At 64.0% G+C, this 22169-nt stretch carries 22 protein-coding genes and 1 tRNA gene; 18 read left to right on the forward strand and 5 right to left on the reverse strand.

What is annotated here, in order from left to right:
* Window positions 1-9: 9 nt before the first annotated feature.
* From egtD to R0382_RS16200, 3 genes are all read left to right on the forward strand, one after another.
* Window positions 10-945, forward strand: a complete 936-nt coding sequence (egtD, locus tag R0382_RS16190; protein WP_432720905.1) for an L-histidine N(alpha)-methyltransferase — start codon at window positions 10-12, stop codon at window positions 943-945.
* A 79-nt stretch (window positions 946-1024) separates the two neighbouring features.
* Window positions 1025-2410: a siroheme synthase CysG gene (gene cysG, locus R0382_RS16195; RefSeq protein WP_432720906.1), complete on the forward strand. Its 1386-nt coding sequence runs from the start codon at window positions 1025-1027 to the stop codon at window positions 2408-2410.
* Between the two features lie 196 nt (window positions 2411-2606).
* A complete protein-coding gene (locus tag R0382_RS16200; protein WP_432720908.1) occupies window positions 2607-3902 on the forward strand; it encodes an MHYT domain-containing protein in 1296 nt (431 codons plus the stop codon).
* 621 nt (window positions 3903-4523) lie between these two features.
* On the opposite strand, the gene R0382_RS16205 is transcribed toward R0382_RS16200, so the two are convergent.
* Window positions 4524-4600, reverse strand: a tRNA-Arg gene (locus tag R0382_RS16205).
* Between the two features lie 149 nt (window positions 4601-4749).
* Between R0382_RS16205 and R0382_RS16210 the strand changes: the two genes are divergently transcribed.
* The 3 genes from R0382_RS16210 (at window position 4750) to R0382_RS16220 (ending at window position 6439) form a co-directional block, all read left to right on the forward strand.
* Entirely contained in the window at window positions 4750-5496 is a 747-nt protein-coding gene (locus R0382_RS16210; protein ID WP_432720909.1) for a c-type cytochrome, read from the forward strand.
* Between the two features lie 66 nt (window positions 5497-5562).
* Window positions 5563-6042: a GNAT family N-acetyltransferase gene (locus tag R0382_RS16215; protein ID WP_432720911.1), complete on the forward strand. Its 480-nt coding sequence runs from the start codon at window positions 5563-5565 to the stop codon at window positions 6040-6042.
* A gap of 76 nt (window positions 6043-6118) precedes the next feature.
* Entirely contained in the window at window positions 6119-6439 is a 321-nt protein-coding gene (locus tag R0382_RS16220; RefSeq protein WP_432720912.1) for a DMT family transporter, read from the forward strand.
* A 43-nt stretch (window positions 6440-6482) separates the two neighbouring features.
* Here R0382_RS16220 and R0382_RS16225 read toward each other — a convergent pair whose 3' ends face one another.
* Together R0382_RS16225 and R0382_RS16230 are read right to left on the reverse strand one after the other, a co-directional pair.
* The gene (locus tag R0382_RS16225; protein WP_432720914.1) at window positions 6483-7343 is read right to left on the reverse strand and encodes a dienelactone hydrolase family protein; all 861 of its coding nucleotides are present in this window, start codon (window positions 7341-7343) and stop codon (window positions 6483-6485) included.
* Window positions 7344-7389: 46 nt separating this feature from the next.
* A complete protein-coding gene (locus tag R0382_RS16230) occupies window positions 7390-8847 on the reverse strand; it encodes an aminoacyl-histidine dipeptidase (protein WP_432720916.1) in 1458 nt (485 codons plus the stop codon).
* Window positions 8848-9109: 262 nt separating this feature from the next.
* Between R0382_RS16230 and R0382_RS16235 the strand changes: the two genes are divergently transcribed.
* From R0382_RS16235 to amaB, 3 genes are read left to right on the forward strand one after another with little or no spacing between them, the layout of a single operon-like run.
* A complete protein-coding gene (locus tag R0382_RS16235; protein WP_432720918.1) occupies window positions 9110-9919 on the forward strand; it encodes a DUF1338 domain-containing protein in 810 nt (269 codons plus the stop codon).
* Window positions 9916-11040: a saccharopine dehydrogenase C-terminal domain-containing protein gene (locus R0382_RS16240; RefSeq protein WP_432720920.1), complete on the forward strand. Its 1125-nt coding sequence runs from the start codon at window positions 9916-9918 to the stop codon at window positions 11038-11040. The genes R0382_RS16235 and R0382_RS16240 overlap by 4 nt, the downstream gene beginning before the upstream one ends.
* A gap of 27 nt (window positions 11041-11067) precedes the next feature.
* Window positions 11068-12624 carry an L-piperidine-6-carboxylate dehydrogenase gene (gene amaB / locus R0382_RS16245; protein WP_432720921.1) on the forward strand — a complete coding sequence of 519 codons (1557 nt, stop codon included), beginning with the start codon at window positions 11068-11070 and terminating at the stop codon, window positions 12622-12624.
* Here the strand turns inward: amaB and R0382_RS16250 are convergent, their stop codons facing one another.
* Complete coding sequence (locus R0382_RS16250; RefSeq protein ID WP_432720924.1) at window positions 12625-13098, reverse strand: hypothetical protein; 474 nt, start codon at window positions 13096-13098, stop codon at window positions 12625-12627.
* Window positions 13099-13165: 67 nt separating this feature from the next.
* Between R0382_RS16250 and R0382_RS16255 the strand changes: the two genes are divergently transcribed.
* The 8 genes from R0382_RS16255 to R0382_RS16290 all read left to right on the forward strand — a co-directional run bounded on the left by R0382_RS16255 (window position 13166) and on the right by R0382_RS16290 (window position 20844).
* Entirely contained in the window at window positions 13166-13840 is a 675-nt protein-coding gene (locus R0382_RS16255) for an SDR family oxidoreductase (RefSeq protein ID WP_432720925.1), read from the forward strand.
* A gap of 195 nt (window positions 13841-14035) precedes the next feature.
* The gene (gene rquA / locus R0382_RS16260) at window positions 14036-14752 is read left to right on the forward strand and encodes a rhodoquinone biosynthesis methyltransferase RquA (protein ID WP_432720927.1); all 717 of its coding nucleotides are present in this window, start codon (window positions 14036-14038) and stop codon (window positions 14750-14752) included.
* Between the two features lie 213 nt (window positions 14753-14965).
* Window positions 14966-16603 (forward strand): DEAD/DEAH box helicase, encoded by a 1638-nt coding sequence (locus tag R0382_RS16265; protein WP_432720928.1) that lies wholly within the window; start codon window positions 14966-14968, stop codon window positions 16601-16603.
* A gap of 15 nt (window positions 16604-16618) precedes the next feature.
* Window positions 16619-17098, forward strand: a complete 480-nt coding sequence (locus R0382_RS16270; RefSeq protein WP_432720930.1) for an SRPBCC family protein — start codon at window positions 16619-16621, stop codon at window positions 17096-17098.
* Between the two features lie 161 nt (window positions 17099-17259).
* Window positions 17260-17844 (forward strand): acetate uptake transporter, encoded by a 585-nt coding sequence (locus R0382_RS16275; protein ID WP_432720931.1) that lies wholly within the window; start codon window positions 17260-17262, stop codon window positions 17842-17844.
* Window positions 17845-18113: 269 nt separating this feature from the next.
* Window positions 18114-18986, forward strand: coding sequence for an EamA family transporter RarD (gene rarD / locus R0382_RS16280; protein ID WP_432720932.1), 873 nt, complete (start codon window positions 18114-18116; stop codon window positions 18984-18986).
* A 128-nt stretch (window positions 18987-19114) separates the two neighbouring features.
* The gene (locus R0382_RS16285; protein WP_432720933.1) at window positions 19115-19648 is read left to right on the forward strand and encodes a molybdopterin-dependent oxidoreductase; all 534 of its coding nucleotides are present in this window, start codon (window positions 19115-19117) and stop codon (window positions 19646-19648) included.
* A gap of 32 nt (window positions 19649-19680) precedes the next feature.
* A complete protein-coding gene (locus R0382_RS16290) occupies window positions 19681-20844 on the forward strand; it encodes a diguanylate cyclase (protein WP_432720934.1) in 1164 nt (387 codons plus the stop codon).
* Here R0382_RS16290 and R0382_RS16295 read toward each other — a convergent pair.
* Window positions 20808-21578: an HAD-IIA family hydrolase gene (locus tag R0382_RS16295; protein ID WP_432720935.1), complete on the reverse strand. Its 771-nt coding sequence runs from the start codon at window positions 21576-21578 to the stop codon at window positions 20808-20810. The two genes, R0382_RS16290 and R0382_RS16295, sit on opposite strands and share 37 nt — an antisense overlap.
* A 114-nt stretch (window positions 21579-21692) precedes the next feature.
* Here R0382_RS16295 and R0382_RS16300 point away from each other — a divergent pair, with 114 nt between their 5' ends.
* Entirely contained in the window at window positions 21693-22169 is a 477-nt protein-coding gene (locus tag R0382_RS16300) for a DUF3429 domain-containing protein (protein WP_432720936.1), read from the forward strand.

Here is a 22169-nt window from a genome sequence, read left to right on the forward strand (position 1 = left end):
GACGCAGCAATGCACGATGACACAACCCGTTTCATGGCCGACGTGATTGCCGGCCTCGGCGCCACGCCCAAGCGGCTGTCACCCAAGTATTTCTACGATGCGGCCGGCTCGGCGCTGTTCCTCGACATCACCCGGCTGGACGAGTACTACGTCACGCGCGCCGAGCTGGAAATCCTCGGCCAATACGCGTCCGACATCGCGGCCCACGTACCGGCCGGTGCGGTGCTGGTCGAATTCGGCAGTGGCGCCAGCACCAAGATCCGCAAGCTGCTTGATGCATTGCCGCGGCTCGCCGGCTACGTGCCGGTCGACATTTCGGTCGAACTACTGGCACAGGAAGCCGAGGAGCTGCACCGGGATTTCCCGGCGCTGCCGGTCTGGCCCATCGCGGCCGATTTCACCACCGAGTTCGCGTTGCCGGCTGCAGCGGCCCACAGCCCGAAAGTCGGCTTCTTTCCCGGCTCGACCATTGGCAACTTCGAGCCGCACGAAGCCGAGCACTTTCTCGCCTGTGCCGCGCATACACTCGGCCCCGGCGCGGCCTTCATCATCGGCGTCGACCTGGAGAAATCTCCCGCCACGCTGAACGCCGCGTACAACGACGCGGCCGGCGTCACCGCGCGTTTCAACCTCAATATGCTGGCCCGCATCCGGCGCGAACTGGACGCGCAGATCGACCTGCAAGGTTTCCGTCACCACGCCTTCTACAACACCGACGCCCGCCGGATCGAAATGCACCTCGTCGCCACCCGGGCGCAAACCGTCCGCGTCGACGGCCATCACTTCGACTTTGCCGCTGGCGAAAGCATTCATACCGAAAACAGCTACAAGTACACGCAGGCACGCTTTGCCGAGCTCGCTGCCCGTGCCGGCTGGCAGATTGAAGCCAGCTGGACCGACGCGCAGGGGCTGATGTCGGTTCAGGCGCTGCGTTGTCGCAGCTAGCGACTGCCACACAAAAAGCCCGGGACGTCGGGGCGGATTTCACCGAAAATCGAGCCTTACCGTTAGCCGATGCCCACCCATGGATTACTTCCCGCTGTTTCTCGACCTCCAGCGCCAACCCTGTCTGATCGTCGGCGGCGGCGATGTCGCATTGCGCAAGGCCAGCCTGCTGAAATCGGCCGGCGCCGCAATCACCGTCGTTTCACCGGAGCTGGTGCCGCAACTGGCGCAATGGCGCGACAGCGGCGAGCTGGCGCACCGGCCGCGCACGTTCAGCCGTGACGACGTCGCCGGCATGCGGCTGGTCATCGCCGCCACCGACGACGAGCACGTCAATGCAAAGGTCCACGCCGAGTGCGAAGCGCGCAACATCCTCGTCAACGTCGTCGACACTCCGGCGAAATGCCGTTTCATCGTCCCGTCCATCGTCGATCGCTCGCCTCTGATGGTGGCGATCTCGACCGGTGGTGCCGCGCCGGTGCTGGCGCGCCAGCTGCGTGCGCGCATCGAAGCCACGCTGCCACACGGCTACGGCGTACTGGCGCGGCTGGCCGGCGCCCTGCGTGACCGTGTCAAGGCACGGTTTGACGACGAACGTGCGCGCCGACGCTTCTGGGAGACGGCGCTGGAAGGCGCGGCGGCAGAAAAAGCGCTGGCCGGCAACGAAGCCGGCGCGCTGGCCGAACTCGAAGCGCGCCTCGACAGCGCCGATGCGACAAGCCTGCAGCGCGGTGCCGTCTACCTGGTCGGCGCCGGCCCCGGCAACCCGGATCTGCTGACCTTCCGCGCATTGCGGCTGATGCAGCAAGCCGACGTCGTGCTGTACGACAACCTCGTCGCACCGGCGATTCTGGAACTCGTCCGTCGCGACGCCGAACGCATCTACGTCGGCAAGAAATCGAACAACCACGCGCTGCCGCAGGAAGAAATCAACAAGCTACTGGTCAAGCTGGCGCAGGCCGGCAAGGCGGTACTGCGGCTCAAGGGCGGCGACCCGTTCATCTTCGGCCGTGGTGGCGAGGAGATCGAGGAACTGGCGGCCAACGGCGTCGATTTCGAAGTCGTCCCCGGCATTACCTCGGCTTCTGGCGCGTCGTGCTACGCCGGCATTCCACTGACCCACCGCGACCACGCCCAATCGGTCACCTTTGTCACCGGCCACCGGCGCGGCGACGCCATCGAACTCGACTGGCCACGCCTGGTCAGTCCGTCCGAAACCGTGGTGATCTATATGGGCGTGAAACAAGCAGCGCATATCTGCGCCCAGTTGATTGCCCATGGCCGCGCTGCCGACACGCCTGCGGCGATCGTCGAAAAGGCCACCACCACCGAGCAGCGCGTCGTCACCGGCACGCTGGAGACGCTGCCGGCGCTGATCGAACAGCAGGGCATCAAACCACCGGCACTGATCATCGTCGGCACCGTGGTCACACTACACGACCGGTTGGCCTGGCAAGCCGCCTGACGACGGCGTCACGCCGCCGCTTGTCGTCCAGCGACAGGCGGCTTCCCGCTCGAATCACGCAACGGCAATCCGGCGCCGGCTCTGCCGCAAAGCCAACATCAGTCACTCCGTTCATCGCCCAAATTCTTTCACGCATTGAAATGCTTCACAGGTCGAACCATAAGAAATAGCTAATACTCGATCCGCGAGGTAGACCATGAACGGAAGCTACGATCTGCTGCTAGTCCTTGTGTCGTACTTGGTCGCCACGCTGGCGTCGTACACTGCACTCGATCTGGCCGGACGCATTACCGCCTCCAGCGGCAACCGCGCCAACCAGTGGCTGATGGGCGGGTCAGTCGCCATGGGTACCGGGATCTGGGCCATGCATTTCACCGGCATGATGGCGTTCGAGTTGCCCATCGTTGTGACCTACAGCCCTTGGCTCACGCTGATGTCGTGGGTCGCCGCCATCATCGTGTCGATGCTGGCGCTCTGGGCGGTCAGCCGCGCCCAGCTGGGTTATCGCACCATCGCCTGGGGCGCCCTGCTGATGGGCACCGGCATCTGCGTGATGCACTACACCGGCATGGCCGCCATGCAGATCGCCCCGAGCATCGATTACGATCCAATCCGCTTTATCGCCTCGGCGCTGATCGCGGTTTCCGCATCGGCAGTCGCCCTGGTCATCGCCTTTCGGCTGCGTTCGCACGACTCCCAGCACTTCAGCCAGGCAAGGCTGGCCTCGGCGCTGGTGATGGGGCTCGCCATCGTCGGCATGCATTACACCGGCATGGCAGCAGCGCAATTTTCCGCCCAAACCATCTGCACCACCCCCAATGGCCTGTCCGGCAACTGGGGCGGCTTGCCGCTGGCCAGCGTCACTGCGGTCATCCTGATGGGCACGCTGATGCTGTCACGCAACGATGCGCAAACCGCAGCGCGTGCCGCGCAACATCGGCATCAACAGCAGGAGGCCGAGCGTCTGTATCAGCTGACCTACACCGACGCCGAGACCCAACTTCCCAATCGCACGCTGCTCAAGGAAACGCTGCTGCACCTGACCACCGGCGAAGGCGCCACGCACCAGCATTTCGTACTCGCCCTGATCGAAATCAACGGCTCCGAGGCGCTGCTGACCAAACTGGGACGCCGGCACGAACGCGCATTGACCCAAGCCTGTGCATTGCGACTTCGGGAAGCAACTTCAAAAGACGATTTGCTTGTTCGCTGGGGTCAGCATGCCTTTGCTGTGCTGTCGCAAACCACAGCCGATTCGGCACAGCTGCGCGCGAACCTGCTCAGCGCGATGCACACCCCGCTTGATGTCGCCGGCCATTCGGTGGCGCTCGATATCGCCATCCAGGCCTGCAGCCACCCGGAGGACGGCCTTAGCCCGCACGTACTGCTCAGCAAGCTGAAGCACCCGCATCACAATGCCGCCGAGCCGCCGGCAGCCCCCCGGCATGACGCCGCGTTAACGGGCAAGCTGGCAGGGTCGGCACCCCACTGATCGCATACCGGCAGCCCCCAGGGCCTGCCCTCATCGGGGCTTGGCGACGCCGCATTTCGTACGACTTGCAAACGATGCCCCAACACATGTCCGCCACGCGCGGCAATGGTGCCGTTTCGCAACAGGCCTACACCGGGGTCATGGCGGTCTTTTTTGGACAACTGCACGTACGGACGCTCAGCCTTCCGTGGGATCACAACCTAGCCCATTGCTGTCCGCGAGACCGACTACCGCTTGCCGCTGTTGATCGCGCCGCGAAGCGCCTTAGTTGTAGCTAGCCGCGCACAGCCATTGCCTCACGCTCAATCCAAATCGCGGCAAGATGGCTTTGCTATTGAAAGAGCGACGCTTTTTAGCGAAACGAGGTTCAATCAGACGAGACCGCACCGCTGCAATCGGGATACGTGCTTCGAAATAACTCGGCCAGCACCCGCAATCGAACGACAATGTCTCAAGCAGGACAAACCCACGAGAATCAGGGAGGGGAGAAATGGCTAGCGGCGGAATTTGCCGCAGAGAAAAAGCGCAAACTGCGCTACAACTGCTAGCGACGGGTAGCTCACGACGAGGTGAGCGGACGTAAAAAAGGGCCTAACCGCTAAGGTTAAGCCCTTGTTTTACTGGTGCGCCCGACAGGGATCGAACCTGTGACCTTCAGCTTCGGAAACTGACACTCTATCCAACTGAGCTACGGACGCAACGCCAAGGGGAGCGATCATAGCGTGTCGCTGCACGCGCGTCTACACGCGACTTTATGATGGGCGTCTTTGCCGGTATAATTGCCGCCACAAAAATAGGTACTTCTGCAGTTCCACAAACAAGACTTCAATTGCATAGGGATGGCAGCATGAGCGGCTCCAACGCATCTGCGGCAAAAAGCGTCGTCGGTCTGATCCTGACCGCGCTCGTCGGTATTCCGGTATTCATCTATCTCGTGGTGAAACTGTTCACCTCGGGCAGCGGCATCGATCTGGGCAGCAACACGATGACCGGTGAAGCCATTGCGTCGCGGCTGATGCCAGTGGGCCACACCAAGATCGTCGACAGCGCGCCGCCGGGACAACGTACCGGCAAGTCGGTGTACGAAGCGATCTGTCTTTCCTGTCATGCCACGGGCCTGTCGGGCTCGCCGAAGTTCGGCGATGCCGCCGCCTGGGCGCCGCGGATCAGCAAGGGTTTCGAAACGCTGTGGACCCATGCAATCAAGGGCTTCAACGCCATGCCGGCCAAGGGTGGCTCGCCCGACCTGTCGGACGATGAAGTGAAGCGCGCGGTCGCCTTCATGGCCAACGCTGGCGGCGCCAAATTCACCGAACCGCCGGTTGCCGGTGGTGCGGGTGGCGCAGTGGATCCGGCGACAAAGGGCAAGGAAATCTACGAGTCGACCTGCATTGCCTGCCACGGCAGCGGTGCAGCCGGTGCGCCGAAATTTGGCGACAAGGCCGCTTGGGGCCCACGCCTGAAGGAAGGGGCCGACGCCGCCGTTGCCATCGGCATCAAGGGGCTGAACGCGATGCCGCCCAAAGGTGGTTATGCCGGTTCCGACGAGGAATTCAAGGCCGCAGCGTTGTATATGATCGGCCAAGTAAAGTAACAAGGTATCTACCAGTTGAAGAAACGGGCGGCCTGACCGCCCGTTTTGCTTTTTGGGAGTATTGAAATGTCTTTTGCCATTCGCAGCGCGCGACCGGATGACGTTGCCGAAATCCTGACCATGATCCGTGAGCTGGCCGAGTTCGAAGCCCTTGCCCACCTGGTCAGCGCCGATGAAGCCAAGCTCGCCGCCAGCCTGTTCGGCCCCCATCCGGCATGCGAATGCATCATCGGCGAACTGGCCGGCGAAACCGTCGCGTTTGCGCTGTTTTTCCACAACTACTCGACCTTCCTCGCCCGTCGCGGCCTGTACCTCGAAGACCTGTATGTCCGGCCGGCCGCACGCGGTCGTGGCCATGCCCGGGCCATGATGACCCACTTGGCACAGCTGGCGCGCGAACGCGATTGCGGGCGCTTCGAATGGAGCGTGCTCGACTGGAATGCCAACGCGATCGGATTCTACGAATCGATCGGCGCTACCGTGCTGCCGGACTGGCGCGTTTGCCGCGTCACCGGGCCAGCACTGGATGCACTAGCCGGCCGCTGACACACCGGAACCACCTCTCTTTCGGGTTTCCGAGGTGGATCTGTTGTTTCCGAGCCCGTATTACCTTGGAGCAATCATGACCAATTACTGGCTCGTCCTCGGCATCGCCGTCTTCACCGAGATCATCTGGGCGCTGTCGCTCAAGTACGTGCAGCTGCACCCCAATCCGTGGGTCATCGGCGGTTCGGTCGGCTTGTCATTCCTGAATATGGCATTGCTATCGTTCGCGATGAAAGGCATTCCCGCCGGTACGGCCTACGCAATCTGGACCGGGCTTGGCGCCGTCGGCGTGACCATCGGCGGCATCATCTGGTTCGGCGATCCGCTCGGCCCGGTTCGGGTGTTCTTTCTTGCGCTGATCGTCACCGGGGTGGTCGGCCTGAAAATGGCCTCATGAAAAAAGCCGGCTCTGCCGGCTTTTTCGTGCGTGGCGCAGCGCGCTAAACGCCGTGCTGCTTGAACCAAGACAGCATTTTCTGCCAGCCGTCGCGCGCCGCTGCTTCGTTGTAGCTGGGACGGTAATCGGCATTGAAGCCGTGCCCGGCATCGGGGTAGACGATGATATCGGTCGGCGCCTTGGTTGCCTTCAGCGCGGCACGCATTTGCGCAATCGATTCGGCCGAGATGCCCTTGTCTTGCCCGCCGTACAGGCCCAGCACCGGCATTCTGATCTCGGCAGCCACATCCAGCGGCTGCTTCGGCGTATTGGCCGATACCGTGCCGGCAAGGCGCCCGTACCACACCACCGCCGCCTTCAGCGGCGGGTTGCGTGCAGCGTAAAGCCAGACAATTCGTCCTCCCCAGCAAAAGCCGGTGATGGCCATGCGCTTGGCATCGCCACCATTGCGCGACGCCCAGGCGACGGTGGCATCCAGATCGGACAATACCTGCGCATCAGGCACGCTCATCACCAGTTTCATCAGTTGGTCGACTTCGGGAAGTTTGCGCGGATCCCCCTGGCGGAAGTACAGCTCGGGCGCGATCGCCAGATAACCGCTCTTGGCCAGCCGTCGGCACACCGCCTGGATGTGCTCGTGAACGCCAAAAATTTCCTGCACGACGATGACCGTCGGCAGCGGCGCCTTCGCACCTTCGGGCATCGCCCGATACGCTGGCAGCATCACGCCCCCGGCAGCCGGAATCTGCACGGTATCGACCTTCAAGCCACCTTCATCGGTGTCGATCGTCGTCGCCGCAACCGGACGGACCGCTAGGGCAAATCCGGCGGCGATCGCGCCGGATATGAAAACGCGCCGGGACGCATCGTCCGGCGCGTTGGGGCTGACTAGGTCATCGTTCACGGCTGACTCCGGGTCACTGATTGCTACCCAGCATAGCCGAGATCGTTCAGGCTGCCGGCACCGCCGCGACAGCCGCCTTGAGCAGCGACCAGAATTTTTCGACCGATGCGACCTCGACCCGCTCATCGGGCGAATGCGCGCCACGGATCGTCGGACCGAACGACACCATGTCCATGTCCGGGTATTTGGCGGCGATCAAGCCGCATTCGAGTCCGGCATGGATCACTTCGACCGCAAGCTCATCATCAAATTGCGTCCGATAGACCTGCTTCAGCAGCGCCAATGCCGGCGACGCCGGATCGGGCGCCCAACCCGGATATTCGCCGCTTTCGATCACCACGGCACCAGCCAGACGGCCGGTGGCGCGCAGCTTGCGCTTGATATCGGACAGGCCGTAGGCATTCAGCGATCGGGCCATCGTCACCGCCTCGAAGCCATGAACGACATCGATGTGGACGACGCCCAGATTGGCCGAGGTCTCCACCACGCCTTCGATGTCCGGGCTCCAGCGGAATACGCCATGATGAGTGGCCACCAGCAGCTCCATCGACGTACGACTGCAGTTTTCGCTCAGCGCCTGCATCGCGTCGACCGGCGCCACCGCCAGTTGCACGTTCGGTTCGACCTGGCGCAGCCGCACCGACAGTCCGTCGCGCCATTGGCCGACCAGATCGTCGAGCCAGGGCACAGCGCCCGCCGGCAAGGCCAGCGTCACAAAGGCTTCGCGCGGCAAGGCATTGCGCAGCGTCCCGCCACGCATCGACACAATGCGTGCGCCGTAGCGCTCGATTGCATCAAGTGCCAGATGCGCCAGCGCGCGGATCGGGCTGCCGTGCTGCTTGTGGATGTCGGCACCGGAATGGCCACCGCGGAAGCCGGTCAGCGCCACCTCAATGGCTCGCCAGTCGGCCGGCAAGGACTCGAACTGGGTCGCGCGCTTGTACGTCACGTCCACGCCACCGGCACAGCCGATGTAGCACTGCCCCCATTCCTCGGTATCGAGGTTGAACAACAGCGTGCCTTGCAGCCAGCCCGCGCGCAGCGCCTGAACGCCGCTCATGCCGGCTTCTTCGTCCAGCGTCAGCAAGACCTCAAGCGGGCCATGCGGAATGTCGTCCGCCTCGAGCAGCGCCAGTGCCGCGGCGACGCCGATGCCGTTGTCGGCCCCCAGCGTCGTGCCGTCGGCATGCACCCAGCCGTCCAGCAATCGCGTCTGGATCGGATCACGGTGGAAATCATGCCCCCGCCCTTCATTTTGCTGGGTCACCATATCGAGGTGGCCTTGCAGCACCACGCCAACGCGACCTTCCATGCCCTGGCTCGCCGGCTTGCGGATCAGCAGATTGCCGGCCTCATCAAGCTCCGCAACCAAGCCACGCCCCAGCGCCCAGTCGCGCAGATAGTCCCGCAGCGCGGCTTCGTGCTTGGACGGGCGCGGAAAGCTGCACAGCGTGGCGAAGTGGCGCCAAAGGGCGTCGGGCTTGAGGTCTGCAACGGCGTTCATGGGTCGGCTCGCGGGTTGTCAGGTACGGTTAAGGAGCTGTCGATATTAATCCCCTAGCCGTAGTACGTCGTGTGATGGATTACCACGAGGCGCACTTTTCGTTGCAAGTGGCTGATATTTACGCAAGCTGCCTCATGATCCAGCGCTTTGCGCACCGTTCAACGCAGCAATCGACCGGCGAGCGCCCGCCCCGGCATGCCGACGTCCGCCACACCAGTAGCAGCACGCACTATGCTGAAGCATTGTCGTTCGGGATGCGGCCATGGACAACGCAGCCTTCTTTGCCTCGCTGTGGGACGACTACATTGCGATCGCGCCGCAATCAGCCCGCATCCACGCGCTGTTTGCCGCCGACAATCCCACCGTCATCAACGATCACGTCGCGTTTCGCACCTTCGACACCGGCCCGCTTAGTCTGGCCCGGCTCGAACCCAGGCTGTTCGACCTGGGCTACCGGCGCCATGCGCCCTATTCCTTTCCCGACAAGCACTTGTCCGCATGGGGCTATGTGCCAGCCGATCCGGACGCGCCGCTGATCTTCCTGTCGGAGCTGCACGTCAGCGCATTGTCGACGGTGGCGCAGGACATCCTCACGCCGATGTTCGACAGCATCGACCCGGCGCTCGCCGATACCCCCGCCGTATTCAGCGCCGGCCGCGTCTGGCCGGCGATCAGTTACAGCAACTACCGGACCCTGGCGATGGAAAGCGAATACGCCGGCTGGCTGGCGGCATTGGGCCTGCACGCTAACCATTTCACCGTTGCCGTGCACCGGCTGCAGGCGCCCACGACGCTCGAAGACGTGGTCGAGCGCGTCCGCGCCGCCGGTTTTGCAATCAACGACGCAGGCGGTGAGATCAAGGGCACGCCGGCCGAGCTGCTCGAACAGGCCGCCACGCTGGCCGATCGCCAGCCGGTCGCCTTCGCCGGTGGCGAAATGCATGTGGTGCCGACGTGTTATTACGAATTTGCCCGCCGCTATCCCGATGTCGATGGCCGCCTGTACCAGGGCTTCGTCGCGGCGAGCGCCAGCCGGATTTTCGAATCGACCCACCGGAACCCGCGCCAATGACACCGGTGCTGATCATCGGCGCCGGCAAAATCGGCGCCAGCATCGCCAAACTGCTGGTCCACAGCGGCGATTACGACGTCACCCTCGCCGACCGTGACGCCGCGGCCTTGCAGCGCATGGCCGCCCGGGCACCGGTCCGCACCCGTGAACTCCGCACCAGCGACGCAGCGAGCCTTGCCGACTGCCTCAAGGGCCAAGCCGCCGTGCTGTCGGCCACCAGCTTCGACGCCAATCCGGCCATCGCCCGCGCCGCACTCGCCAGTGGCGCCAGCTATTTCGATCTGACCGAGGATGTTGCTACCACGCGCAAGATCCGCCGCCTGGCCGAGCATGCGGCGCAGCGGCAAATCTTCATGCCGCAATGCGGCCTGGCCCCGGGATTCATCGGCATCCTCGCCGCCGACCTCGCCCGCCGCTTCGACACGCTCGATACCGTAAAAATGCGCGTCGGCGCGTTGCCGCAGTATCCGAACAACCCGATCATGTACAACCTGACCTGGTCGACCGACGGCCTGATCAACGAGTACTGCAATGCCTGCGAAGCGATCGTCGACGGCCAGCGCCGCGAGGTTCAGGCGCTCGAAGGGCTGGAGCATTTCGCACTCGACGGGCTCGAATACGAAGCCTTCAACACCTCCGGCGGTCTCGGCACCCTGTGCGAAACACTGGCCCGCCGGGTGCATACGCTCAATTACAAGACGGTGCGCTATGCCGGCCACCGCTACCTGATGGACTTTCTCGTCAACGGCCTGCGCCTGGGCGCCAGCCGTTCCGGCCGGCGTCAGCTCAAGACCCTGCTCGAGCACGCGGTCCCGATCACCTTGCAGGATGTCGTACTGGTATTCGTCTCGGTGTCGGGGATGATCGACGGTCAGTTCCGCCAGATCACCGACGCCCGCAAGATCTACCACCGCGAGCTGTTCGGCGAGGCCTGGAGCGCAATCCAGCTCACCACCGCCGCCAGCGCCTGCGCGGTGCTCGATCTGCACTTCGACGGCGAACTCAACGATGGCAGCCACGGCTTCGTCGCCCAGGAACAGGTTCCGCTCGACCGCTTCCTCGCCAACCGCTTCGGTCGGTATTACGCGATCGACCGATATGCAGAAGAAATCCCGATCTGACGCGACCCGCGTCACGCGGAGGTCACCATGTACACCTTGACCGATCTCATCGCCCCGCTGGGGCTCGCCCGGTGGCAACAGGCCGACTGCTGGCCCGGCGCCGTCATCGACGGCATTGCCCACTACCCGTCAACGCCGTCACGCCAGCTACAAAGCCCGATCGATGCGCAAGACCACGGCAAGCTGCTGCCCGCCAGCGCGGTCGAAGTCAGGGCCGCCGTCGGCTGCGCCATGGTGGCCTTCGAGACGTGGCGCGAAGTCCCCGCCCCGCGGCGCGGCGAGCTGGTCCGACGCATCGGCGAAGCGGTTCGCAATCACAAGACCCTGCTGGCGCAGCTGATCACGCTCGAGACCGGCAAGATCGGCAGCGAAGCCGAGGGCGAGGTGCAGGAGTGGATCGACGTCTGCGACTACGCCGCCGGCCTGTCACGGCAACTGCATGGGCTGACCATCGCCAGCGAGCGTCCGCAGCACCGGCTGCTTGAGCAATGGCATCCGCTCGGCGTTGTCGGCGTCATCAGCGCATTCAACTTCCCGGTGGCCGTATGGGCCTGGAATGCAATGCTGGCACTGGTCTGCGGCGATGCCGTTGTGTGGAAGCCGTCGGAGAAAACGCCACTCAGCGCACTGGCCGCGACGGCGCTGGTGCTCGACGCGCTGCGCGACTTCGACGGTGCACCCAGCGGGCTGATCCAGCTGGTACAGGGCGATGCCAGCGTCGGCGAGTATCTGGCCGGCGACCGTCACGTCTCGCTGATCTCGGCCACTGGCTCGGTCGCCATGGGACGGGCGGTGGCGCAACACGCCGCGGCGCGGCTGGGGCGCAGCCTGCTCGAACTCGGCGGCAACAATGCAGCCATCGTCACGCCCAGCGCCGATCTCGAACTGGCCACGCGCGCCATCGTTTTTTCCGCAGCCGGCACTTGCGGCCAGCGCTGCACCAGCCTGCGCCGGCTCTTCGTTCACGAGGACATTGCCGATGCACTGCAGGAAAAACTCATCACCGCCTACCAGCACCTGAGCATCGGCGATCCGCGCCTGCCGGCGACGCTGGTCGGCCCGCTGATCGACGAGGCGGCGATGAAGCGCATGCACGCGGCGCTGACACGCGCCGAAATCGAGGGGGGGCGCATTCTGATCGGCGGTGGGCAGGTCCGTGCCGGCGGCAACATTCCCGATGGCGGTTGCTACGTCCGGCCCGCCCTGCTGGCGATGCCCGAACAAACCGACGTCGTCCACGAGGAAACCTTTGCGCCGCTGCTTTACCTGATGCGCTATGCGCGGCTGAGCGATGCGATTGCGCTGAACAACGCCGTATCCCAAGGCTTGTCGAGCGCGATCTTCACCACCGATCTGCGCGAAGCCGGCGCCTTCATCGGCCCGGCCGGCTCCGATTGCGGGCTTGCCAACGTCAACGTCGGCACCTCGGGCGCCGAAATCGGCGGCGCTTTCGGTGGCGAAAAAGACACCGGCGGTGGCCGCGAATCGGGCTCGGACGCGTGGAAGCACTATATGCGCCGCGCGACCAACACCCTCAACGACGGCCACGCCCTGCCGCTGGCGCAAGGCGTGCGCTTCGGCTGATCAGCGTTGCGGCCGGGTAATGGGCTGCGGAACCGGCTGCGGCAGTGGTTGCGGTACCAGCGACGGAACCGGTTTGTGCGGCGGATGCGGCGGCCGGGGCGGACGCGGGTACGGTGGCCGAGGTCGCGGACCGTAAGGCTGGCCGTAGACCGTCCAAAGATTGCCCGGCGTGCAGAAGTAGGGATCGTAGTCCGGATTGTCGACATTGCAGTTGTCGGTCAGCGGCGCATCCGGATCGGGGCGCCGCGATGCCGCGCGCTCGGGGGCGCCGACCGGCGTCGGCAACGGCGGCGGCTCGACTTTGGCTGTCGGCGGCGGCAATTTGGGCGCAGGCACCACCGAGAACGAACCCTTGCCGCCGGACAGCGGCGTACCCCCGGGGCATTTCGTCTGGGTGTACAGCACGCCCCCCTTGCCGTCCGGGCATTTGTAAACTTCGGTGGCGTGTGCACCAACGGCCACAAGCAAAACCATCCCTACCTTGCAGAGCGATGCAACACAGCGCAAGCTCGCGCCCGTGCACCACAACACCTTGTTCAGCATGTCCAAAACCCTTTTCATTACCGGTGCCGGCCGCGGCATCGGACGCGAATTCGTCCAGCAGTATCTGGCCGCCGGCTGGCAGGTTGTCGCCACATGCCGCAAGCCAGCCGATCTGGCCGATCTGGCGCAACAGCCCGCGCTGACGGTCCTGCCACTCGACGTCACCGACTGGGACACGGTGGCGACACTGGCCTCGCAACTTGGCGATGCCCGAATCGATCTGCTCATCAATAACGCTGGCATCTACGGCGGCGTGATGCAAGACCTCGGCGGCACCGACGTCGGCACCTGGCTCGAAACCCTGGCCACCAATGCCATCGCGCCGGTCAAGATCGTCGAAGCATTACTACCGCGTCTGGCGCCACGCGCGGTCATCGTCAACATCTCCAGCAAGATGGGCAGCATGGCCGACAACGGCAGCGGCGGCGACTACCACTACCGCAGCGCCAAGGCAGCGCTCAACGCCGCAACGGTCAGCCTGGCGCGAGACCTTGCCGGCCGGCACTGTTGCGTGGCGCTGCATCCCGGCTGGGTCCAGACCGACATGGGCGGCGCCTACGCGCTGATCGATGCCGCGACCTCGGTACGCGGCATGCACGATGTCATCGCCGGGCTGCAAGCGGCCGACACCGGCCGATTCATCACCTACGACGGTCGCAGCATCCCTTGGTGAGCAGACGGCACGCCGATCACCGGCGCGCCCCGGCCACCTGCTGCGGCTGCGGTCTAGGCCATCTGGGGGATTGTGCCTACCTCGTTGATGTTGTACCGGTGCCGCCACTACAAATCGCAAAATTTGGTTTAGCGCAAAGCCGCGATGCCAACGGCAAGCGATGCTGGTCTCGATCCGACCCACGAGGAGCGCACGATGACCACGCAGACCCTGGCCCCGCCCCGCAAAACCGGCCCCGCCTATGACGGCGTACCCGACTACCTGATCGACGTCTACGACTGGGCCTACGTCGACCCGTCGCAGGTGGACCGGCTCGATCACAACCTCGTGGTCAAGACGCTGCTGTTCTGCAACGACCAACGGTTGATGCGTGCCTATCTGAACGAGATCGAATCCGGCTCGCGCGTCTGGCAGGTCGCCCACGTCTACGGCGATCTCGTCAGCCGCGTCGCCGACAAGGTCGGCCCGGATGGCGCGTTCGACCTGACCGACATCACCCCGGCACAGGTCGCGCATGGCGAGGCCAAACTCGCCGACAAACCCTGGGCCAGCGTCATTCGCGCCGATGCCGCCAAGCACACCGCCGACACGCCGTACGACCTGATCTGCAGCTTCTTCCTGCTGCACGAAGTACCTGACTACAAAAAACGCGACATCGTCGATCATATGCTGGCGCAACTGCCCGAAGGCGGCAAAGCCGTATTCGTCGACTACCACCGGCCCGCGCTGTGGCAGCCGATCCGCTGGATACTCAAGCTCGTCAACGCCTGGCTCGAACCGTTTGCCAACGCGCTCTGGCAGCATGAAATCCAGCACTACGCGACGCACGCCAACCGCTTCAGCTGGGACAAGCGCACCTACTTCGGCGGCGTCTATCAATGCGTGATCGTCCGCCCCAAGGCCGACGCGTAACAATTTCCCCCGCCACCCGGGCGATAAGCTACTGGCATTGTCGCCCGGCTATCGTATAATGCGATTCCGTTTCATAGTGGTCCGATGCAATGTTCCGGCTCTAGCCGGCATGTGACCGCTCCGTTGTCGTTCCAGTCCGAACCAACCCAAACACCAGATCTGCCGCAGACTGGCGCCCGTGAAAGGCGGCCGGCCGATCACACCGGATAGTCTATGACCTTCTCTTCCCTTGGCTTGAGTGACGTACTCGTGCGTGCCGTGCAGGATGCCGGCTACACCGAACCGACCCCGATCCAGACCCAGGCCATTCCCGCCATTCTCAATGGCGGCGACCTGCTCGCCGGCGCCCAGACCGGCACCGGCAAAACCGCCGGCTTCCTGCTGCCGATTCTCGAACGCCTCGCCCGCAATCCGACCGACCACGGCAAGATCCGTGTGCTGGTGCTGACCCCGACGCGCGAACTCGCCGCCCAGGTCGAAGAAAGCGTGCGCGTCTACGGCAAGTACAGCGACATCAAATCGATGGTCATGTTCGGCGGCGTCAGCATCAATCCGCAGATCAAGGCACTCAAGGGCAAGATCGACATCCTCGTCGCCACGCCGGGTCGCTTGCTCGACCACGCGTCGCAGAAGACCGTTGATCTGAGCCACATCGACACGCTGGTGCTCGACGAAGCCGACCGCATGCTCGACATGGGCTTCATCCATGACATCAAGAAAGTGTTGGCCCTGCTGCCGGCCAAGCGCCAGAACCTGCTGTTCTCGGCGACGTTCTCCGACGACATCAAGGCACTCGCCGACAAGCTGCTCGACAACCCGGCGTTGATCGAAGTCGCCCGTCGCAATGCCACGGCCGACACGATTTCGCAAAAGATCTACCCGGTCGATCGCGACAAGAAGCGTCAGCTGCTCGCGCATCTGATCAAGCAGCACAACTGGTTCCAGGTGCTGGTATTCACCCGCACCAAGCACGGCGCCAACCGTCTGGCCGAACAGCTCGACAAGGACGGCATCAGCGCGCTGGCGATTCACGGCAACAAGAGCCAGAGCGCCCGCACCCGTGCGCTGACCGAATTCAAGGCCGGCACGCTGCAAGTGCTGTGCGCCACCGACATCGCCGCACGCGGCATCGATATCGACGAACTGCCGCACGTGGTCAACTACGAGCTGCCGAACGTCCCCGAGGACTACGTGCACCGCATCGGCCGTACCGGTCGTGCCGGCGCCGAAGGTGAAGCGGTTTCGCTGGTCTGCGTCGACGAGCACAAGCTGCTGGCCGACATCGAACGACTGATCAAGCGCCCGATCCCGAAGGAAGTGATCGAAGGCTTCGAGCCCGATCCGGATGCCAAGCCGGAACCGATCCTGCAGGGTCGACGCGGTCAGCAACAACAACCGCGCCGCCAGGGCGGACAAGGTCAGGGCCAAGGTCAGCAGCGCCAGCAACGTCAGCCGCGCGCCGAGGGTGAAAGCCAGCCGCGCCGCCAAGGTGGCAACGGCGAGCAGCCGGCCAAGCCGCGCCCGCAAGGACAGGGCCAGGGCGGCAAGCCGCGCGGCCAGGGTGGACAAGGCAGCGGCCAGCCGCGTCAGGGCCAAGGCCAAGGTCAGGGCCAAAAACGCCAAGGCCAGGGCCAAGGTCAAGGTCAGGCCAACGGCAATCGCCCGCCGCGCGGCAACGCGACGGGTCAAGGCCAGGGCCAGGGTCAAGGCGCGGGCAACCGCCGCCAGCAAGGCGGTGGCGGCGACAACTCGCGCTGGGATCACCAGCAGCCGGCTTCGAACGAGAATACGCCGATTGCCGCCCTGTTCTCGACGCCGCGCCGCCATGGTGGCGGTGGCCGCCATCACTGATCGAGGCCCGGCAGCATGCGCTTCGAGCACCTGATCGAAGTCAACGACGCCAATAATCCGGCTGTCGTTGCGCTGACCATCGAGCAACTGTGGCAGGGCCTGATGCAGCGCGTCGAGGCGCCACAGCGCTTTCTCGAGCACATCGAGCGCGTGGCGATCCTTGAACGCGGCGACGGCTGGCTGCTGCGCGAAGTCGATTTCGGCCAATTCGTCGTCCGTGACCGGATCACGCTGGCGCTGCACGCGGGGATTCGATTCGACACCGAAGCCAACGCCGAGCATTTGGGCGGCGCGCTGGCCATCACGCTGGAATCGCCGGAAGAAGGCCATCTCTTCCTGCGTTTTGTCTATGACACGCCGGTGCCCGAGCCTGAGCCGGGCGCCAGCGAAGGCGAAGTCAATTACGCGGCTTATCTGAAAGCGGCCTACCGGCAGATGGACATCGACATGATGCGTCACATCCGCGAATGGGCCGTTCTGGGTCAACTAAGTTGACGCACATTTGATCCGCCGCAAATACCGGTGAACCCCGCACCGGCATCATCCTCACGGCCCCGAAGGCCTGTCGAACCGACAGGCCTTCCTCTTTTTTCATGCCCGACGCCCTGCGTCAGGTTTTGTTTTAAACGATATTGCTTCAAACGATAGGTACCATCATGACGGACACTCAGCTCGTTCAAACCAAAGACACCACCGCCAACCCCGCGCCGCTCGGCCTGCTCGGCTTCGGCATGACCACCGTGCTGCTCAACATCCACAACGTCGGCTGGATTCCGCTCGGTAGCATGATTCTGGCCATGGGCATCTTCTACGGCGGGCTGGCACAGGTCATCGCCGGGATCATGGAATGGAAGAAGGGCAATACCTTCGGCACCGTTGCGTTCACTTCGTACGGCATGTTCTGGCTCTCGCTGGTCGCGCTGCTCGTGCTGCCCAAGCTCGGTCTGGCCGAGGCGCAGAACGCCGACGGCATGGGCGCCTACATGCTGGTATGGGGGCTGTTCACGCTCTGCCTGTTTGCCGCCACACTGCGCGCCAGCCTGGCCACCCGCGTGGTGTTCGCCACGCTGACCATCCTCTTCTTCCTGCTCGGCGCGGCGGAACTCAGCGGTAGCGTGGCGCTGACGCGTTGCGCCGGCGTGGTGGGCCTCATTTGCGGCGCCTCGGCGTTCTACACCGCTATCGCCGAAGTGCTGAACGAAACCTACGGCCGGACCGTGCTGCCGCTCGGCGGCCACTAAGCCCCCCCTCAGGCGGCTAAGCCCTTGCAGCTTGCCCCGCCCGATACGCCGAACGCCCCAAGGGTGCCACCAAGGGGGCGTCCGCATGGACGCCACGCCCAAGCCGTTTTCTGCGCTTCGGGCGGCGCCAAACTGCCTTGGCTCGCTCGCCGATTGGAATAGGTTCCAAGCCGTTCCCAGACTGCACCGTTTCAACACGGTGCAGTCTGTACCGATCGTCCTGGCGATTGCAGGCCTAAACTAGACTGCCATTTTCGGCAGTCCGCCTCATGCAAATCGGCATTCTCTACGCAACACTGGCCTTCCTGATCTGGGGCTTGCTGCCGCTCTACCTCAAGGCCCTGACCGGCATTCCCGCTGGCGAAATCCTGCTGCACCGGATGGTCTGGTCGCTGGTTTTCCTTGGCGTGATTCTCGCGCTCCGGCGCCAGTGGGCCTGGCTGGGGCAATTGCGGCACCAACTCAGATTGCTTGCCGGCTTCATGGCCTCGGCGCTGCTGCTCAGTGCCAACTGGTTCACCTATATCTGGGCCGTCCAGGCCGGCCGCGTCATCGATGCCAGCCTCGGTTACTACATCAATCCCTTGGTCAATGTGCTGTTCGGCGTACTGTTCCTGCACGAACGCCTGCGTGTCGGCCAATGGCTCGCCATCGGCACCGCCGCAGCCGGCGTCGGCTGGCTGACCTGGCAAACAGGCCAGCTGCCGTGGATTGCATTGCTGCTCGCCGTCACTTTCGGCACCTACGGCCTGCTGCGAAAAACCGCATCACTCGGCGCACTGGAAGGGCTGTCGCTCGAAACGCTGCTGCTGTTTCCGCTGGCCGGCAGCGCCCTGCTCTGGCTGATCGGCAGCGGCCAGTCCGGCTTCACCGGCGCCAGCTCGACCGTTCAGCTGCTTTGCCTGCTGGCCGGTCCGATCACCGCGATACCGCTGCTGCTGTTTGCCGCCGGTGCCCGGCGCATCCCGTTGTCGCTGCTGGGCATCCTCCAGTACACCGGACCCACGGTGCAGCTGCTGCTCGGCGTCTGGCTCTGGCACGAGCCGTTCGGACACGCCAAGCTCATCGGCTTCGCACTGATCTGGCTCGCGATCGTGCTCTATACGCTGGAAGGCCTCTGGACCCGCCAACGGCGAGCTTGAGCCACCGCCACTCATCTGAATATTGACAACGGCCGTACGGCGAAATCTTAAATTCGGGAACCGAATCAAGGATTTGCCCTCCAGGCTGTGTTCGTCCCATTCCAGCTGCTTCATACGGAGCGTTCGCCATGCGCAAAGCTTTGCGCATTTTCTCCATGCCGCTCTATGCCGCCCCCATCGCCTTGCTCGTGCAAGGCGGCATGGCAACGGCCGCCGTAATCCAGACCGATAAGCAAGCGTGGCCAGCACCGGCCCATAACGCCGTCGTGCTGCAACTGGGGAGTGGCGAAACACAGCGGGCGCTGACCCTGGCCGACCTGGAGGCATTGCCGCATTACAAGGTCACGGTATCGCTGATCTGGGGCGAACAAGGCACCTTTCAAGGCATCAAGCTCAACGACTTGCTGAGACGTTACGGCCTTTCGAATAGCGCGACGCTGCGCTTCTCGGCCGCCGACCGCTACACCCTCGACATTGGCGCAGCCGACTGGCGGCAGCGCGATCCACTTATCGCAACCCGCTTTGAAATGCGGGAGCTCACCATCAGGCAGAAAGGGCCATTGCGCTTGCTGTGGCCCGACGAAACGGCGTCGCTCGAGTCGACCCGGGGGATGCTATGGATCTGGAATCTGGTCTCGATCAAGCCAATTGCAGCCGAATAGGCCTGTTTTGTCAGCGCTACCGAACCAGTCTGGTGGCCTCCGGCATCCTGTTCATCATCGGGATGACGCTGGTTGCGAGCGCGGCGACGGTGTTCAGCAGCATGCAGCGCACCTTCGACAAACCGTCGAGCATCGTCGGTTATCACAGCGCCCGCCTGTCTGCCGTCTGGGAGCGATTCAACTCCATCGCCGAGGCCCGGCTCGGCGGTCGCGAGGACGTCTTTCTGCCCTACCAGAATGCCGAGGAACTGTTGCTGCTGCAGCTGGACCTCGTCGAGGCCAGCTATCGCCGTGCCGCGCTGATGCCGCTGCATCTGGCGCACATGCAGCAGTATCGCGGCAAGCTCGACATGGTGTTGCAGCAGCTACGGACGCTGCTGCTGCACGGTGACAACACCCCCGTCGCACGCAGCCGGTTGCGCAATCTGCTTGAGGAGGGCGGCCAGCTCGTCAACCTGATTTCGCTCGAAACCACCAATGCCATCACCAAGGCCGACGACGCCCAGCGCAACCTGCTGGTCGAGGCCGGCCACTTCACGCTGGTGCTGCTTGCCGTGCTGGTGACCCTGGGCGCCGTGCTGGCCGGCGCGTTCATCGTCGTGCTGACCCAACGGCGGGCGCTGAAAATGCTGGCGATGACCGATGGCCTCACCGGCCTGGCCAACCGGCGCGTATTCATGCAGCAGCTCGAGGCCGAGCATACGCGGGCGCTACGCTATGCACTGCCGATCGCCTTGATCCTGGTCGACCTCGACTACTTCAAGGCGATCAACGACAACTGGGGGCACCCGGGGGGCGACGCTGTGCTCAAGGCGGTCAGTGCAACCATGCAGGCCATGTCGCGACAATCGGATCTGGTCGCCCGGATCGGCGGCGAGGAGTTTGCGATCCTGATGCCGGAGACCACACTGGCGGCCGCCACCGATGCTGCAACGCGTTACTGCGAAGCCATCGCTGCGATGGCGATCCAGCACGGCAATCACACCCTTGGCGTGACGGCATCATTTGGCGTCGCCGCGCTGCGCCACGATGCAGACCCGTCGGCATCGGCGACGTTTGCGCAGGCCGACGCAGCGCTCTACCGCGCCAAGCACTGCGGTCGGAACCGGGTCATTGCAGCGCCGGTGCTGTCGCTGTCGCCCGGACTCGGTGACAGCGTTTACAGCGCGTCGAGCGATATCTCGCCGACGTTCTGAAATACATAATCGGGCCGGTACGGAAAATCGTCGATCATGGTTTGCGTGGTCACGCCCGAGAGCACCAGTGCCGTTTTCATCCCGGCTTCCATGCCGCCGACGATGTCGGTATCCATCCGGTCGCCGACCATCAGCGCCTCTTCGGGATGCAGGCCCAGCTTGCGCGACGCCAGCATCATCATCAGCGCGTTCGGCTTGCCGACGATATACGGCTGCTTGCCGGTCGCGGCCGAGATCGCCGCGAGCAGCGTACCGGCGGCAGGCTCATAACCACCTTCGATCGGGTCGATCATGTCCGGGTTGGTGCCGATGAACTTGGCACCGCCGTCGATCAGCCGCACCGCCTTTTTCAGCTGTTCGAACGAGAAACTCGTCGTCTTGCTGACCACGACGTAATCAGGGTGCGACTCCGAGATCGAAAAACCGACGTTGTACAGCTCGTTGATCAGGCCACCGCCGCCGACGACGAACACCGTCGCGTGTTCCTTCTGCTGCTTGAGGAACATCGCGGTTGCCATCGCGCTGGTGATGAAATTGTCTTCGGTCAGCCCGGAAATGCCCAGCTGCTGCAGCTTGAGCTTGAGGTCGAGCGGCGTCTGCTCGGCGTTGTTGGTCAGAAACAGGAAGGGGGTACTGGCATCGAGCAGGCGCTTCACGAAGGCCTGCGCCCCCGGGACCAACTGTTTGCCACGATAGATCACGCCGTCCATGTCACTGATGATGCCCTTGATCATGCCTTTCTCCCGGTTGAATCGACGCCATCGTACCGCGATGCGCCAGCGCCGGCGATGAACCGCCAGCCGAAAATCGACTCCAAGCGGAATCGACACGCTGCACCGGAGCGCATCATGCAACATTCACTCCATTCGCACGCCGGTCCCGGCGAGCGCATCCCGCTGCCCGCGCTCTTGCTGGGCGTCGCCGGCCTGTTGCCCTTTGTGTTCTTTGCCGCCCTCGGCTGGAGCAGCGATTCGCTCGAGCGTGGCCATGCATTGACGACGTATTTCGCCTACGCCGCCAGTATTCTGAGTTTTCTTGGGGGGCTGCATTGGGCGCTCGGTCTGGAACCCGACCTGAGCAATAGCGAGCGCTGGCTGAGGATGAGCTGGGCAGTGCTGCCGCCGCTGGTCGCCTGGGCGGCACTGCTCGCCCCGTGGCGCGTCGGCATCTGGTTGCTGCTCGCGATGTTTGTCGCCCAATACGGCGCGGACATGCTGCTCAGCCGCGCCGATCCGGACCATTACCCGGGATGGTTCATGCGCTTACGCTTTGGCCTGACCGTGGTCGTGCTGCTCACAGGACTGGCCGTCGCAACGCGCGTTTGA

It is taken from the genome of Jeongeupia wiesaeckerbachi (assembly GCF_050916355.1).
Taxonomy (GTDB): Bacteria; Pseudomonadota; Gammaproteobacteria; order Burkholderiales; family Chitinibacteraceae; genus Jeongeupia; species Jeongeupia wiesaeckerbachi.

Coding starts and splice junctions, on each gene's coding strand:
- R0382_RS16235 (WP_432720918.1), top strand. CDS start 9,110: ATGGACAACGCAGCCTTCTTTGCCTCGCTGTGGGACGACTACATTGCG.
- R0382_RS16200 (WP_432720908.1), top strand. CDS start 2,607: ATGAACGGAAGCTACGATCTGCTGCTAGTCCTTGTGTCGTACTTGGTC.
- cysG (WP_432720906.1), top strand. CDS start 1,025: ATGGATTACTTCCCGCTGTTTCTCGACCTCCAGCGCCAACCCTGTCTG.
- R0382_RS16215 (WP_432720911.1), top strand. CDS start 5,563: ATGTCTTTTGCCATTCGCAGCGCGCGACCGGATGACGTTGCCGAAATC.
- R0382_RS16255 (WP_432720925.1), top strand. CDS start 13,166: ATGTCCAAAACCCTTTTCATTACCGGTGCCGGCCGCGGCATCGGACGC.
- R0382_RS16220 (WP_432720912.1), top strand. CDS start 6,119: ATGACCAATTACTGGCTCGTCCTCGGCATCGCCGTCTTCACCGAGATC.
- amaB (WP_432720921.1), top strand. CDS start 11,068: ATGTACACCTTGACCGATCTCATCGCCCCGCTGGGGCTCGCCCGGTGG.
- R0382_RS16295 (WP_432720935.1), bottom strand. CDS start 21,578: ATGATCAAGGGCATCATCAGTGACATGGACGGCGTGATCTATCGTGGC.
- R0382_RS16285 (WP_432720933.1), top strand. CDS start 19,115: ATGCGCAAAGCTTTGCGCATTTTCTCCATGCCGCTCTATGCCGCCCCC.
- R0382_RS16250 (WP_432720924.1), bottom strand. CDS start 13,098: ATGGTTTTGCTTGTGGCCGTTGGTGCACACGCCACCGAAGTTTACAAA.
- R0382_RS16270 (WP_432720930.1), top strand. CDS start 16,619: ATGCGCTTCGAGCACCTGATCGAAGTCAACGACGCCAATAATCCGGCT.
- R0382_RS16275 (WP_432720931.1), top strand. CDS start 17,260: ATGACGGACACTCAGCTCGTTCAAACCAAAGACACCACCGCCAACCCC.
- rquA (WP_432720927.1), top strand. CDS start 14,036: ATGACCACGCAGACCCTGGCCCCGCCCCGCAAAACCGGCCCCGCCTAT.
- egtD (WP_432720905.1), top strand. CDS start 10: ATGCACGATGACACAACCCGTTTCATGGCCGACGTGATTGCCGGCCTC.
- R0382_RS16300 (WP_432720936.1), top strand. CDS start 21,693: ATGCAACATTCACTCCATTCGCACGCCGGTCCCGGCGAGCGCATCCCG.
- R0382_RS16265 (WP_432720928.1), top strand. CDS start 14,966: ATGACCTTCTCTTCCCTTGGCTTGAGTGACGTACTCGTGCGTGCCGTG.
- R0382_RS16210 (WP_432720909.1), top strand. CDS start 4,750: ATGAGCGGCTCCAACGCATCTGCGGCAAAAAGCGTCGTCGGTCTGATC.
- R0382_RS16230 (WP_432720916.1), bottom strand. CDS start 8,847: ATGAACGCCGTTGCAGACCTCAAGCCCGACGCCCTTTGGCGCCACTTC.
- R0382_RS16240 (WP_432720920.1), top strand. CDS start 9,916: ATGACACCGGTGCTGATCATCGGCGCCGGCAAAATCGGCGCCAGCATC.
- rarD (WP_432720932.1), top strand. CDS start 18,114: ATGCAAATCGGCATTCTCTACGCAACACTGGCCTTCCTGATCTGGGGC.